At 72.9% G+C, this 13,827-nt stretch carries 14 protein-coding genes; 13 read left to right on the top strand and 1 reads right to left on the bottom strand.

Annotated features, from left to right (window positions below):
• Positions 1-30: 30 nt before the first annotated feature.
• On the top strand, positions 31-1,968 hold the full coding sequence (locus tag G7072_RS00820) for an acyl-CoA dehydrogenase (RefSeq protein ID WP_206063236.1): 1,938 nt from the start codon (positions 31-33) through the stop codon (positions 1,966-1,968).
• 110 nt (positions 1,969-2,078) lie between these two features.
• Here the strand turns inward: G7072_RS00820 and G7072_RS00825 are convergent, their stop codons facing one another.
• On the bottom strand, positions 2,079-2,570 hold the full coding sequence (locus G7072_RS00825; protein ID WP_166083762.1) for an inorganic diphosphatase: 492 nt from the start codon (positions 2,568-2,570) through the stop codon (positions 2,079-2,081).
• A 106-nt stretch (positions 2,571-2,676) separates the two neighbouring features.
• Here G7072_RS00825 and dacB point away from each other — a divergent pair, with 106 nt between their 5' ends.
• From dacB to G7072_RS00885, 12 genes are all read left to right on the top strand, one after another.
• Positions 2,677-4,113: a D-alanyl-D-alanine carboxypeptidase/D-alanyl-D-alanine-endopeptidase gene (gene dacB, locus G7072_RS00830; protein ID WP_166083763.1), complete on the top strand. Its 1,437-nt coding sequence runs from the start codon at positions 2,677-2,679 to the stop codon at positions 4,111-4,113.
• Between the two features lie 154 nt (positions 4,114-4,267).
• The gene (locus G7072_RS00835; RefSeq protein ID WP_240917079.1) at positions 4,268-5,329 is read left to right on the top strand and encodes a zinc-dependent metalloprotease; all 1,062 of its coding nucleotides are present in this window, start codon (positions 4,268-4,270) and stop codon (positions 5,327-5,329) included.
• 31 nt (positions 5,330-5,360) lie between these two features.
• A complete protein-coding gene (tilS, locus tag G7072_RS00840) occupies positions 5,361-6,461 on the top strand; it encodes a tRNA lysidine(34) synthetase TilS (RefSeq protein ID WP_166083764.1) in 1,101 nt (366 codons plus the stop codon).
• Positions 6,462-6,502: 41 nt separating this feature from the next.
• Positions 6,503-7,054 carry a hypoxanthine phosphoribosyltransferase gene (hpt, locus tag G7072_RS00845; protein ID WP_166083765.1) on the top strand — a complete coding sequence of 184 codons (552 nt, stop codon included), beginning with the start codon at positions 6,503-6,505 and terminating at the stop codon, positions 7,052-7,054.
• 84 nt (positions 7,055-7,138) lie between these two features.
• Complete coding sequence (ftsH, locus tag G7072_RS00850) at positions 7,139-9,166, top strand: ATP-dependent zinc metalloprotease FtsH (protein WP_166083766.1); 2,028 nt, start codon at positions 7,139-7,141, stop codon at positions 9,164-9,166.
• Between the two features lie 11 nt (positions 9,167-9,177).
• Positions 9,178-9,777: a GTP cyclohydrolase I FolE gene (gene folE / locus G7072_RS00855; RefSeq protein ID WP_206063348.1), complete on the top strand. Its 600-nt coding sequence runs from the start codon at positions 9,178-9,180 to the stop codon at positions 9,775-9,777.
• 635 nt (positions 9,778-10,412) lie between these two features.
• The gene (gene folP / locus G7072_RS00860; RefSeq protein WP_166089481.1) at positions 10,413-11,285 is read left to right on the top strand and encodes a dihydropteroate synthase; all 873 of its coding nucleotides are present in this window, start codon (positions 10,413-10,415) and stop codon (positions 11,283-11,285) included.
• Positions 11,282-11,689 carry a nuclear transport factor 2 family protein gene (locus tag G7072_RS00865; RefSeq protein ID WP_166083769.1) on the top strand — a complete coding sequence of 136 codons (408 nt, stop codon included), beginning with the start codon at positions 11,282-11,284 and terminating at the stop codon, positions 11,687-11,689. The genes folP and G7072_RS00865 overlap by 4 nt, the downstream gene beginning before the upstream one ends.
• Entirely contained in the window at positions 11,686-12,078 is a 393-nt protein-coding gene (folB, locus tag G7072_RS00870; protein WP_166083770.1) for a dihydroneopterin aldolase, read from the top strand. The genes G7072_RS00865 and folB overlap by 4 nt, the downstream gene beginning before the upstream one ends.
• A complete protein-coding gene (folK, locus tag G7072_RS00875; RefSeq protein WP_166083771.1) occupies positions 12,075-12,644 on the top strand; it encodes a 2-amino-4-hydroxy-6-hydroxymethyldihydropteridine diphosphokinase in 570 nt (189 codons plus the stop codon). The genes folB and folK overlap by 4 nt, the downstream gene beginning before the upstream one ends.
• 74 nt (positions 12,645-12,718) lie before the next feature.
• A complete protein-coding gene (locus tag G7072_RS00880) occupies positions 12,719-13,132 on the top strand; it encodes a DUF3180 family protein (RefSeq protein WP_277343412.1) in 414 nt (137 codons plus the stop codon).
• Positions 13,133-13,141: 9 nt separating this feature from the next.
• A complete protein-coding gene (locus G7072_RS00885) occupies positions 13,142-13,765 on the top strand; it encodes a hypothetical protein (RefSeq protein WP_166083773.1) in 624 nt (207 codons plus the stop codon).
• Positions 13,766-13,827: the final 62 nt, after the last annotated feature.

Raw genomic sequence — 13,827 nt, forward strand, 5'->3', positions numbered from 1 at the left:
GCGCTGCGCGGTGCTGCCACCATGGGGAGCATGCCGACCGAGTCCGAGACCCACGTCGACGTCGCCGCGCTGACGACCCTGCTCGACGGCCGCTACAAGCAGGTGCGCGACCTGGTGCGCGAGAACCTCGTCCTCCACCGCCAGCTGCTCGACGAGGCGGAGACGCTCGACACCACGGCGTACCGCGAGCGCGTCAAGGACGTCGTCGTCGAGCTGGCCAAGACCGGCCAGACCGGCTACGGCTTCCCCAAGGAGTACGGCGGCGGTGGTGACATCGGCGCGTCCGTGGCGGCCTTCGAGACCACCGCGATGGGCGACCTGTCCGTGCTGGTGAAGCTCGGCGTGCAGTTCGGGCTCTGGGGCGGTGCGGTGCTGCAGCTGGGCACCGAGCGCCACCACCGGGAGTACCTCGAGGCCACCGCCCGCGGCGAGGTCATGGGCTGCTTCGCGATGACCGAGACCGGCCACGGCTCCAACGTCCAGGCCATCGGCACGACCGCGGTCTTCGACCCCGACACGGACGAGTTCGTCATCACCACCCCCGACGACGCCTCGCGCAAGGACTACATCGGCAACGCCGCGATGCACGCCCACGTCGGTGCGGTCTTCGCCCAGCTCGAGGTGGCCGGCGAGAAGCACGGCGTGCACGCGTTCGTCGTACCCCTGCGCGACGAGAAGGGGCGCGTGCTCGACGGCGTCCGCATCGAGGACTGCGGCCCCAAGGTCGGCCTCAACGGCGTCGACAACGGCCGGATCTGGTTCGACCACGTCCGCGTGCCGCGCGAGGCGATGCTCAACAAGTACGCCGACGTCACCGAGGACGGCGCGTACGTCTCGCCCATCGACAACCCCGACCGTCGCTTCTTCACCATGCTCGGCACGCTCGTGCAGGGCCGGGTCTGCGTCGGCGGCGGTGCCGTCAACGCCGCCAAGGTCGCCCAGGTCATCGCCGTGCGCTACGCGCTGCGGCGCCGGCAGTTCGGGCCGCCGGACGGGGAGAGCGAGACCCTGCTGCTCGACTACGGCCAGCACCAGCGGCGGCTGCTGCCGGCGCTGGCGCGCACCTACGCGCTGCACTTCGCCCAGGAGCGGGTCGCCGCCGACCTGCACCGGGTCTTCTCCGACCCCGACAACGCCTCCGAGCGGCTGCGGCGGGCGCTGGAGTCACGCGCCGCGGCCACCAAGGCGCTCGGCACCTGGCACGCGAGCCGCACCATCCAGGAGTGTCGTGAGGCCTGCGGCGGCGCCGGCTACCTGTCGATCAACCGCTTCGACGCGCTGCGCGCCGACACCGACGTCTTCACCACCTTCGAGGGCGACAACACCGTCCTCATGCAGCTGGTGGCCAAGGGCCGGCTGACCGACCTGCGGGACTCCTTCGGCAAGCTCGACCAGATCGGCACCGCGGCGTACGTCGCCGGGATCGCGGTCGAGACCGTCGTGGAGAAGACCTCGATGCGCCAGATCATCGAGAGCCTGCGCGACGCCGTGCCGGGCCGCGACCGCGAGGGCGACCCCGACGCCGGGCTGCTTGACCCCGACTACCACCTGTCGATGCTGCGCTGGCGCGAGGACCACCTCACCTCGGGCGTCGCGCGGCGGCTCAAGGCGGGCATCGACCGGGGCGGCGACCCCGCGGAGGTGTTCAGCCGCGCCCAGGACCACGTCATCGCGGCCGCCTGGGCGCACAGCGAGCGGCTGGTGCTCGAGGCGTTCCTGACCAAGGTGCGCAACACGCCCGACGGCTCCAACCGGCGCGTGCTGGGGATGCTGGCCGACCTCTTCGCCCTGTCGGTCATCGAGGCCGACCGGGCCTGGTTCATGGAGCACGGCCGGCTGTCGTCGGCCCGGTCCAAGGCCGTCATCGCCATGGTCGGCGAGCTGTGCCGCCAGGTGCGCCCCCACGCCGCCGACCTCGTCGACGCCTTCGGCGTACCGGACGAGCTGCTGCGCACCGACCTGTTCTGAGGGGGGTGTCGGTTTCACTGGGTACCTAGTGAAACCGGCGCTTCCCGCACGAAACTTCGCTCGGGAAGCGCCAACATCACTAGGTACCTAGTGAAACCGACAGGGGCCGCTCAGTGGCCGGGGGTGTCCTGGTGGCGCTTCTGGGAGGCCACGACCTCGGCCTCGGCCTCGGTGCGTCCGACCCACTCGGCGCCCTCGACGGACTTACCGGGCTCGAGGTCCTTGTAGACCTCGAAGAAGTGCTGGATCTCGAGACGGTCGAACTTCGACACGTGGGAGATGTCGCGCAGGTGCTCCAGGCGCGGGTCCGTCGCGGGGACGCAGAGGACCTTGTCGTCGCCGCCGGCCTCGTCGGTCATGCGGAACATGCCGATCGCGCGGCACTTGATGAGGCAGCCCGGGAAGGTCGGCTCCTGCAGCAGCACCAGCGCGTCGAGCGGGTCGCCGTCGAGGCCGAGGGTGTCCTCGATGAAGCCGTAGTCGGCGGGGTACTGCGTCGAGGTGAACAGGGTGCGGTCGAGCCGGATCCGACCGCTCTCGTGGTCGACCTCGTACTTGTTGCGCTGCCCCTTCGGGATCTCCACCAGGACGTCGAACTCCACTGACAGCCTCCGCTCACACGGCCCGGGTCGGACGACCTGGGCTCTCGTCGTCGGTTAGTCTCGCGCACAATGCCCGGGAGTCACAGTCGAAGGGGGCAACGCGGCCGTGCGACGTGCCCTGATCGTGATCGGTCTCACCCTGGTCCTGGTGCTCGGGCTGGTCGTCTGGCGCGCCGACGACCTCGGCGTCAGTGACCTGGTCGACGACCTCACCGGCGCCTCTGACCCACCCCCGGCGTCCGAGGGGCCGGCCGCCGTGCCACCCCCTCCCGGCCTCGACCTGCCCCGGCTCCCGGACGCGCAGCCCGTCGCCCGGGAGCGGGTCGACCGCGCGATCGACCCCCGGGCGGTGCGCCAGAGCCTCGGCCGCCTGACCCGCGACAAGCGGCTCGGACCCCGCGTCGCCGTCGCCGTCGCCGGCCCGGACGGTCGGCCCGCCTACGAGGAGGGTCCGCGGGTGGTGACGCCCGCGAGCCTGCTCAAGACGGCCATCAGCCTCGCCGCCCTCGAGCTCCTGGGTCCCGAGCACCGCTTCACCACCTCCGTCGTACGCCGCGGCGGCGTCCTCACGCTCGTCGGAGGCGGCGACCCCCTGCTCACCGGGGCACCGGACCCCGGCGCCGTACCGCGCCGGGCCGACCTGACCACGCTGGCCCGGCAGACGGCCACGGCCCTGCGCGCGGAGAAGCGCGGGGGACCGGCGCGGGTGACGCTGCGCTACGACGACTCGCTGTTCAGCGGGCCCGCGGTCTCGCCGGACTGGGAGAACGACTACATCCCCGACAACGTGGTCAGCCCGATCACGGCCCTGTGGATCGACGTGGGACGGGAGTTCCCCGGGGCGCTGACCCGCTCGGCCGACCCGTCGCGGGCCGCGGCGCTGCGGTTCGCCGAGGCCCTGCGCGCTGCCGGCACCACGGTCGTCGGGAGCCCCCGGCCGGGCGCTGCCCCGGACGTCGACCCGGTCGCCTCGGTCGCCAGCGCCCCGCTCGTCGAGGTCGTCCAGCACGTCCTGGAGACCAGCGACAACGAGGGGGCCGAGGTGCTGCTGCGCCAGGTCGGGCTCGCGGACGCCGGCGCACGGGGCGGCTCCTTCGCGGCGGGGTCCCGGGCGGTGTCCTCGACGCTGGCCGACCTCGGCGTACCCCTCCGCGCGGCGCGGATCCTCGACGGCAGCGGGCTGGCGCGCGGCAACCGGATGGCGGTGTCGTCGTTGCTCGAGGTGCTCGCCACCTCGCTGGAGCCCAAGCGGCCGCTGCTGGCGGGCGTCACCAGCGGCCTCCCGGTGGCCGGGTTCACCGGCTCGCTCGCCTCGGGGCGGTTCGAGGTCGACGCCGTGGACGGTCTGGGGTGGGTCCGGGCCAAGACCGGCACCCTGACCGGTGTGCACGGGCTGGCCGGCTCCGTCACCGGGCGCGACGGCACCCCCATGCTCTTCGTTGCCGTCGTCGACCGGGTCAAGATCCGCAACGCCCTCCAGGCCCGCGCGCGGCTCGACCAGATCGCCTCGGCCCTGGCCGACTGTCGCTGCGCCGCCCGCTGACCGACCCCGTGGTCGTGTTGCGGGGGCTGTCGGTTTCCCACGGTATGCAGGAAAACTGGCACTCCCCACGGTTCCTGCGCCATGGGGAGTGCCAGGACGGCTGCATACCGTGGGAAACCGGCAGCGGTTCGGGCGGCGTCCGTAGAGTCGGGGCATGAGCGCGCAGATGATCGACTGGGACCTCGCCGTCGCCGCCGCCACCCGGCTGGCCGGGCCCGGACCGGTCGTCACGCGGGCCGAGGCCGACGACGCCGTGGCCGAGCTGCGCGCCGGCGCCGAGCGCTCCACGCCGCTGGTGCGCGACTTCACCGGGCTGGTGGCCGAGGCGGGCACGGCACCCGTGCTCGTGGTCGACCGGGCGGGCTGGATCCAGGCCAACGCCGAGGCGTTCGACCACCTCATCAGCCCTGTCGTCGCCAAGCTGCAGGAGCGGCGCGGCATCGAGCCGGGCGGGCTCACCGCGGCCGTCGGCTCCCGCGTCACCGGCCTCGAGGTCGGCGGGCTGCTCGGCTTCCTGGCCGGCAAGGTGCTCGGACAGTTCGACCCCTTCACGACCGAGGGTCTCGGCCGGCTGCTGCTGGTCGCGCCCAACATCGTCCACGCCGAGCGTGAGCTCGACGTCGACACGGCCGACTTCCGGCTCTGGGTGTGCCTGCACGAGGAGACCCACCGCGTGCAGTTCACCGCGGTCCCGTGGCTGCGCGACCACCTCCAGTCGGAGATCGACCGCCTCGTCGACGACGTCGACGTCGACCCGTCCCGCGTGGCCGCGATGCTCGGCGACGCCGTCAAGCGCACCGGTGAGATCGTGCGCGGCACCGGCGGTCCCGGCACAGGCAGCCTGCTCGACGTCTTCGCCACGCCCGCCCAGCGCGAGGTCATCGACCGCGTCACGGCCGTGATGTCGCTGCTCGAGGGTCACGCCGACGTGGTGATGGACGACGTCGGCCCCGAGGTCATCGGCTCCGTCGCCCTCATCCGCGAGCGCTTCAACCGCCGCCGCAAGGGCGCCTCCTCGATGGACCGGCTGATCCGCCGCCTGCTGGGGCTCGACGCCAAGATGGCGCAGTACCGCGACGGCGCCCGCTTCGTGCGCGCCGTCCTCGACGACGTCGGCATGGACGGCCTCAACAAGGTGTGGGTGGAGCCGGCGAACCTGCCGTCGATGGCCGAGATCTCCGAGCCGGGCGCCTGGATGCGCCGCGTCCACGGCTGAGCCGCCCCCGCCGAGCCGCCGCGAGACACCCGTGGGTCCGGATCCAGCCGTCGCCGCCGTCCGGCTCGCCGTACGGCGGGCGCTGCCGGTCCTGACAGACGACGACGGGGTGCGCTGGATCCCGGACGTACGGCGACCCGGGGCCGTCCTGGTCGCCTGCTCCGGCGGCGCCGACTCGCTGGCGCTGCTGGCCGCGACCGTCTTCGAGGTCCGCAAGGTCGACGGGGTCCGCGTCGTCGGCGCCGTGGTCGACCACGCGCTGCAGGAGGGCTCGGCCGAGCACACCGCGCGCGTCGTGGCGCAGATGGCGCAGCTCGGCGCCGACGAGACCGCCTCGATCCGGGTGAGCGTCGACCCGGGGCCGGGCGGGGTCGAGGCCGGGGCCCGGGAGGCGCGCTACGCCGCGCTGAGCCGGATGGCGCAGCACTTCGGCGCCGACCGGGTCCTGCTCGGCCACACCCTCGACGACCAGGCGGAGACCGTGCTGCTCGGGCTGACCCAGGGTTCCGGTCCGCGCTCGCTGCAGGGCATGCGGGCCGAGATCAAGGAGCTCGGCGGGCCGCTGGTCCAGCGCCCGATGCTCGGGCTGACGCGCGCGCAGACCGAGGCCGCCTGCCGCGCTGAGCAGATCGCGTGGTGGGAGGACCCGCAGAACCGCGACCAGCGCTTCCTGCGGGCGCGTGTGCGTCACGTCGTGATGCCGCTGCTCGAGGCCGAGCTGGGGCCCGGCGTCGCCGCGGCGCTGGCGCGCACCGGACCGATGGTGCGCGACGACCTCGCGGCTCTCGACGCGATCGCCGAGGACGAGCTCGGCCGCCTCGACCTCGCCACCGGCGTGGACCTCGAGCACCTCGAGCACCTCGAGCACGTCGTGCTCACCCGGGTGCTGCGGCTGGCCGCCCTGGCCGCGGGCTGCCCGCCCCGGGAGCTGACCCACGGCCACGTCACCGCCCTGGTGGAGATGGTCTGGCGCCGCCGCGGGGAGGCGCGCGACCTCGACCTGCCCGGCCACGTGCGCGCCGTACGCCGCGACGACGTACTGCGGATCGAGGGGCGGCAGGCACCCGGGGACCGGGGGCCGGACCGGGGTCGGGGACGCCCTGACGACACCGGAACCCATGTGGCAGGCTAATCCCTTCCGACGCCCCGCTGCACCGCCCCGGAAGGCACCTCGTGGACGCACAGCACGTGCAGGACGACCTCGTCGACGTCCTCTTCAGCGAAGAGGACATCCAGAAGCGGCTCGGTGAGCTGGCCCGGGAGGTGGAGCGCGACTACGCGGGGGAGGACCTCCTGCTGGTCGGCGTCCTCAAGGGCGCGGTGATGGTGATGGCCGACCTGGCTCGTGCGTTCGAGCGCCACGTCGAGATGGACTGGATGGCGGTCTCGTCCTACGGCTCGGGCACGAAGTCGTCCGGTGTCGTCCGCATCCTCAAGGACCTCGACACCGACATCAGCGGGCGTCACGTCCTCATCGTCGAGGACATCATCGACACCGGGCTGACGCTGTCGTGGCTGGTGTCGAACCTGAAGTCGCGCAACCCCGCCTCGGTGGAGATCTGCACCCTGCTGCGCAAGCCCGACGCCCTGCAGATGCCGGTCGAGGTCCGCTACGTCGGCCACGACATCCCCGACGCGTTCGTCGTCGGCTACGGCCTCGACTTCGACGAGCGCTACCGCAACCTGCGGTGCGTCGGCACGCTCGCCCCGAAGGTCTACAGCTGAGCCCCGACCCGCCCGCTCGTCGGTCGGCGGAGGTGCCCGTCCCACCCGTCCCGGGCGTTGCCGCTGCTGTGTAGGGTCACTGGAGTGAAGCGTTATCTCCGGACCCCGTGGTTCTGGATCCCCGTCGCCGTCCTCGGCGTGCTCATCGCCCTGCAGTACTTCGCGCCCAACGGCGGGTACGACGAGGTCGACACCTCCGAGCTGGCCGAGCACATCGCCGCCGGGGAGGTCAAGGAGATCACCTTCCGCGACCAGGACCAGGAGATCAAGGCCACCCTGGACGACGACACCAAGGTCATCACGCACTACATCGACGGGCAGCAGGAGACGTTGCTCGAGGCGGTGCGCGAGCAGCGCGAGGCCGGGGACATCGAGTCCTACAACTCGGAGAACCCGACGCCCAGCATCCTCGGGTCGCTGCTGACCTTCATGCTGCCGATCATCATCCTCGTGCTGGTGTTCCTGTGGCTGATGAACCAGGCCCAGGGCGGCGGCGGTCGGGTCATGCAGTTCGGCAAGTCCAAGGCCAAGCTGATCAGCAAGGACATGCCGAAGACGACGTTCTCCGACGTGGCCGGCTGCGAGGAGGCCATCGAGGAGCTCGGCGAGATCAAGGAGTTCCTCCAGGAGCCGGCGAAGTTCCAGGCCGTGGGCGCCAAGATCCCCAAGGGTGTGCTGCTCTACGGCCAGCCCGGCACGGGCAAGACGCTGCTGGCCCGCGCCGTGGCCGGTGAGGCCGGCGTGCCGTTCTACTCCATCTCCGGGTCGGACTTCGTCGAGATGTTCGTCGGCGTCGGCGCCTCCCGGGTGCGCGACCTCTTCGAGCAGGCCAAGGAGAACGCCCCCGCGATCGTCTTCATCGACGAGATCGACGCCGTCGGCCGCCACCGCGGCGCCGGCATGGGCGGCGGTCACGACGAGCGCGAGCAGACGCTGAACCAGCTCCTCGTCGAGATGGACGGCTTCGACGTGCGCGGCGGGGTGATCCTCATCGCGGCCACCAACCGTCCCGACATCCTCGACCCGGCGCTGCTGCGCCCCGGTCGCTTCGACCGCCAGATCGCCGTCGACGCCCCCGACCTCTCCGGTCGCCACCAGATCCTGCAGGTCCACGCCCGCGGCAAGCCCATGGGTCCCCACATCGACCTGATGTCGGTGGCTCGTCGTACGCCCGGGTTCACCGGCGCCGACCTGGCCAACGTGCTCAACGAGGCCGCGCTGCTGACCGCGCGCGGCAACCGCAAGATGATCGAGCCGGCCGACCTCGACGAGGCGATCGACCGCGTCATCGCCGGACCGCAGAAGCGCACGCGCCTGATGAGCGAGAAGGAGAAGCTCATCACCGCCTACCACGAGGGCGGACACGCGCTGGTGGCGGCGGCGCTGCCGGGCACCGACCCGGTCCACAAGGTCACGATCCTGCCGCGCGGCCGTGCGCTGGGCTACACGATGGTGCTGCCCGACGAGGACAAGTACTCCCAGACCCGCTCGGAGATGCTCGACAAGCTCGCCTACATGCTGGGCGGTCGGGCGGCCGAGGAGATGGTCTTCCACGACCCGACCACGGGCGCGGGCAACGACATCGAGAAGGCGACCGCGCTGGCGCGCGCCATGGTCACGCAGTACGGCATGACCGAGCGGCTCGGAGCGATCAAGCTCGGCGAGAACAGCGGCGAGCCGTTCATGGGTCGCGACTTCGGCCACACCCGTGACTACTCCGAGGACGTCGCGGCGGTGGTCGACGAGGAGACCAAGAAGTTCCTCACGACCGCGCACCAGGAGGCCTTCGACATCCTGGTCGAGAACCGCGACGTGCTGGACCACCTGGTCACCGAGCTGCTGGAGAAGGAGACGCTCGACAAGGAGCAGATCCGTCTGATCTTCGAGGCGCTGCGTCGGCGCCCGGTCCGTCCGGCGTGGACGGGGTCTCCCCACCGCGAGCCCTCCGACATCCCGCCGGTACGGGTGCCGGCGTCGGCCGCCAACGGCCTGAAGCCCGAGGAGCCCACGGGCGCCACGATCATCACCCCGCCCGGATCGGGTGGCGACATCCACGGGACGCCGCCGGTCGGTCGCTCCGACGGCTCCGAGCCGGGACCCCGTACGCCGTGACCCTCGGGCCCATCACGAGCCCGTCGTACGACGACGTGCCCGACTTCGACCACGAGCGCGCCGCCGCGGCGGTGCGCGAGCTGCTCGCCGCCATGGGGGAGGACCCCGACCGCGAGGGCCTGCGCGACACCCCGGCGCGGGTGGCGCGGGCCTACGAGGAGATGTCGCGCGGCATCCGGCAGCGTGCCGAGGACGTGCTGACCACGACCTTCGACCTCGGCCACGACGAGATGGTGCTCGTGCGCGACATCGAGCTGTGGTCGATGTGCGAGCACCACCTGGTGCCGTTCACCGGGGTGGCGCACGTCGGCTACATCCCCAACGACAACGGCCGGATCACGGGGCTGTCGAAGCTGGCCCGCACCGTGGACGTCTTCTCCCGGCGCCCGCAGGTGCAGGAGCGGCTGACGACCCAGGTCGCCGACGCGATGATGGAGATCCTGCAGGCCAAGGGCGCCATCGTCGTCATCGAGGCCGAGCACCTCTGCATGACGATGCGCGGCGTCAAGAAGCCCGGCGCCAAGACCATCACCTCCGCCATCCGCGGCGTCATGCACAACGCCGCCACGCGGTCCGAGGCGATGAGCCTCATCATGCACGGCACCCGCTGACCCCCCTCCACTCCCCGCGAAGCGTCGCTCGTGTACGCGCGAAGCGTCGCTCGTGCACCCGCGAAGCGTCAACGGTGTACGCGCGAAGCGTCACTCGTGCGCGCCGCCAGCACGTCGACGTACGTCGGGGCGGGCGTCGGCACCCCGACGCAGCCAGTGTCAGCGGGCCGACGGTCCGGGAGGTCGCCGCGGAGCAGAGTGGGGACCTCAGCCCGGTAGCACCCGGCCCCAGGGCCAGGTCAGCACCGGGACGTCGTGAGCCAGCAGGCTCGCACCGGAGGGAGAGGTCCCGTGTTCACTCGCAAGAGCCAGCCCCGTCGCCACCGCGGCGCCACCCACGTCCCCGCTCAGCGCTCGTCGATCCCGTTGGGGGCCGGCCCCGCTGCTGCCCTCGCTGCCCCGCTCGGGCGACGCAGCGGCTCGAATGCCTGGTGACCCGAGGCGCTCGAGCGTCTCGGCACCTGCAGAAGTGACGCTTCGCGCGTGCACGAGTGACGCTTCGTGGGGGCCGGGGGGAGGGGGGCGGATAGGGTTCGCGGGTGACGGCTGACGCGGGCGGACCGAGCGGGCGGGAGCAGGTGGCGGGGGTGTCTGGGCTGCCGCGGCACCTGGCCGGGACCGGTCGCTGCCTGGTCATGGGGATCCTCAACGTCACCCCGGACTCCTTCTCCGACGGCGGCCTGTACGCCGACCCGGCGGCCGGGATCGCGCGTGGCCTCGCCCTCCACCAGAGCGGGGCGGACCTCGTCGACGTCGGCGGGGAGTCGACCCGCCCCGGAGCGCGCCGTCCCAGCCAGGACGAGGAGCTGGCCCGCGTCGTCCCCGTCGTCCGAGCGCTGGCCGAGCAGGGCGTGGTCGTCTCCGTCGACACCATGCGGGCCGAGGTCGCCCGCCGCTCGGTCGAGGCCGGCGCCGCGGTCGTCAACGACGTCTCCGGCGGCCTGGCCGACCCCGCCATGCTCGCCACGGTCGCCGACCTCGGCGTTCCCTACGTGCTCATGCACTGGCGGGCGCACTCCGTCACCATGCAGCAGCACACGACGTACGGCGACGTGGTCGCCGACGTGACCGACGAGCTGTCCCAACGCCTCGAGGCGGCGAGCGCCGTCGGGCTCGAGGCCGACCGGATCATCCTCGACCCGGGCATCGGCTTCTCCAAGGACACCGACCAGAACTGGCAGCTGCTGGCCGGCCTGGACGCCCTGCGGTCCCTGGGGCGCCCGGTCCTGGTCGGGGTCAGCCGCAAGCGCTTCCTCGGCGAGCTGCTGGCCGCCGACGGCGTGCTGCGGCCGCCGCGCGAGCGCGACGACGCCTCGCACGCGGCGGCAGTGCTGGCCGCGGAGGCGGGCGCCTGGTGCGTGCGCACCCACGAGGTCGCGGCGGTCGCCGACGCCGTCGCGGTGGTCGCGCGGTGGCAGACCGCCCGCGCCGCCTCGACCCCGGCCACGCCCGGCGCCACCCCCGGCGCCACCTCGACGCCGGCCACCCCGGGCGGGGGAGCGCGGTGACCCCGGACCAGCAGGACGTCGCAGCGGCGAACGAGGCCTTCTACGGCGCGGTCGAGCGAGGAGACCTCGACGCCCTCACCGGGCTCTGGTGCACCGAGGAGACGGCGGTGTGCGTGCACCCCGGCGCGACCCCGATCCACGGCACCCGCAACGTGCTGCGCAGCTGGGCGCTGATCATGGCCAACACCGACTACATCCAGTTCTTCCTCACCGACGTCACCGTCAGCGTCAACGGCGACGTGGCGACCGTCACGTGCCGCGAGAACATCCTGACCGCGGCCGACAGCGGTCCCCAGGGCTTCAACGGCGGCCTGGCCGAGGCGCTGAACGTCTTCGTCCGGCGCCCGGGGGGTTGGCGCCTGTGGGTGCACCAGGCGTCGCCGGTAGTCTCGGAGGCCGGATGACCACCACACCGCGCACCCTGACCCCGCCCTCGGACCGCCTCCGGGTTCGCGGCATCGAGGTGTTCGCCCACCACGGCGTGCTGGATCACGAGCGCCGCGACGGGCAGACCTTCCTCGTCGACCTCGACCTCGAGGTCGACACCGCCGAGGCGGCCGCCACGGACGACCTGACCCGCACGGTCGACTACGGTTCCCTCGTCACCGACGTGGTGGCCGCAGTCCAGTCCGACCCGGTGGACCTCATCGAGACCGTTGCGGAGCGGGTCGCGGGCGTGTGCTTGGCTCGTGAGCGCGTGCGGTCGGTGGACGTGACCGTGCACAAGCCCGACGCACCCATCCCGGCGACCTTCGCGGACGTCGAACTGACCATCAACCGGAGGCGTGGATGAGCGAGACCCCCAACCCCAACTACGTGGACTCGGACACGTTGACCGGGGAGATGCGACCGATCCGCCGCTGCGTGATCTCGCTGGGCTCGAACCTGGGCGACCGACTCTCCAAGCTCCAGGGCGCCGTCGACACGCTCTCCGACACCCCGGAGGTGTGGCTCACGGCGGTCTCGAGCGTCTACGAGACGGCCCCGGTCGACGCCCCCGAGGGCTCGGAGCCGTTCCTCAACGCGATCGTGCTGTTCGACACGACGCTGCCGGCGCACACCCTGCTGGACCGCGCGCACGCGGTCGAGGACGCGTTCGGCCGCGAGCGCGACGGCGTCCCGAACTCCCCGCGCACCCTGGACGTCGACCTCATCGTGGTGGGGGAGCGCCGCGCGGACGACGACGACCTGAAGCTGCCGCACCCGCGCGCGCACGAGCGCGGCTTCGTGCTGGTGCCCTGGGCCGAGATCGAGCCCGACGCGGAGATCCCCGGCGTGGGACCGGTCGCCGAGTTGGCGGAGAAGGTCGGCTCGTCCGGCCTGCTGCTGCGCGACGACCTGGTCCTCGAGACGTCCTGAGCACGCCGGACCCCGACGGGCCCCCCGACGGACCTCCGCGGCTCGGGCTCACCGACCCGCGCAGCCTGACGGCGCTGGGCACGGGCGGGCTGGTGCTGGGCTGGTCGGTCCGCGCCGTGGCGACCCGCCTGGGCCTCACCGTGCCGACGGTCACCTGGCTCCAGGTCATCGGCCTCGCGGTCGGCGCCGGGATCGTCGCCCTGACCGCGCGCCACACCCGCCGCGCCGTACGCCGACGCACGGGCGACCTGCGCCCGCACGAGGCGGTCAACCGGCTCGTGCTGGGCAAGGCGTGCGCGCTCGTGGGCGCGCTGGTCGCCGGCGGGTACGTCGGAGCGGCGATCAGCTGGGTCGGTGCGCTGTCCGAGCGGGCCGACGACAACGTCGTGCGCTCGGCCGTCGCCGCCCTCGCGGGGGCCGCGCTCATGGCAGCCGGCCTGCTGCTGGAGCGCGCGTGTCGGACCGGGGACGAGCCGCCTCCGTCCTAGAGTCGGCCCATGGGTCGTACTCCTGCCGCTCGTCGTCGTCAGCGCAGCGTGCGGGTGGCGTTCGCCGCCGGCGTGCTGCTCCTCTCCACCGCCGTCGCGGTGACGGCCGTGGTCCTGGCCGACCCGGTCGCGCTCACGGTCGCGGTGGCGTTCTCCGTGGTGTGCGGCTGGGCCGCGCTGCGCGTCGTCGTCGTCGAGCTGCGCCAGCAGCGTCGTGCCCACGCGCAGGAGCGCTCACGCCTCGCCCAGGACTTCCACGCCGAGATCGCCGAGCAGTCGGTACGGCGTCGGGCCGCGCTCGCCGGGTCCGCCCGCGAGGTCGAGCGCACCCGTCTCGCCGAGCGGGCCACCGCCGAGCTGGAGGCCACGCTCCGGCTCTCCGAGGCGCGTGCCCACCACGCCGAGCACCGGGCCCGGCTTGAGGGCACCCGGGCCGACTCCGCGCAGCGGCGCGTGCACGACCTCGAGGTCTCGCTGGCCATCCGCAGCGCCGAGGAGGCCGACGAGCTGGCCTCCTGGGACGCCGGGCACGACGGCTGGGAGGTCGACACGGTGGTCGACCTGCTGAGCTGGTCGTCCGGCAGCACCCCCTCCGGCGGGTCGGACGGCCCGCCGCAGCGTCGGGCTCTCTAGACCACGCGCCCCTCCTCCTCCCGACAGCCCGGCTCCGGCCGGGCTGTCGGCTTTTTCTGCCG

It is taken from the genome of Nocardioides sp. HDW12B, from assembly GCF_011299595.1.
Classification (GTDB): Bacteria; Actinomycetota; Actinomycetes; order Propionibacteriales; family Nocardioidaceae; genus Marmoricola_A.

Bases quoted from the DNA above. Each gene is read 5' to 3' on its own strand.
- folB (WP_166083770.1), top strand. From the start codon at position 11,686: ATGACCACCACACCGCGCACCCTGACCCCGCCCTCGGACCGCCTCCGG.
- folK (WP_166083771.1), top strand. From the start codon at position 12,075: ATGAGCGAGACCCCCAACCCCAACTACGTGGACTCGGACACGTTGACC.
- G7072_RS00820 (WP_206063236.1), top strand. From the start codon at position 31: ATGCCGACCGAGTCCGAGACCCACGTCGACGTCGCCGCGCTGACGACC.
- folP (WP_166089481.1), top strand. From the start codon at position 10,413: ATGGGGATCCTCAACGTCACCCCGGACTCCTTCTCCGACGGCGGCCTG.
- G7072_RS00885 (WP_166083773.1), top strand. From the start codon at position 13,142: ATGGGTCGTACTCCTGCCGCTCGTCGTCGTCAGCGCAGCGTGCGGGTG.
- G7072_RS00835 (WP_240917079.1), top strand. From the start codon at position 4,268: ATGAGCGCGCAGATGATCGACTGGGACCTCGCCGTCGCCGCCGCCACC.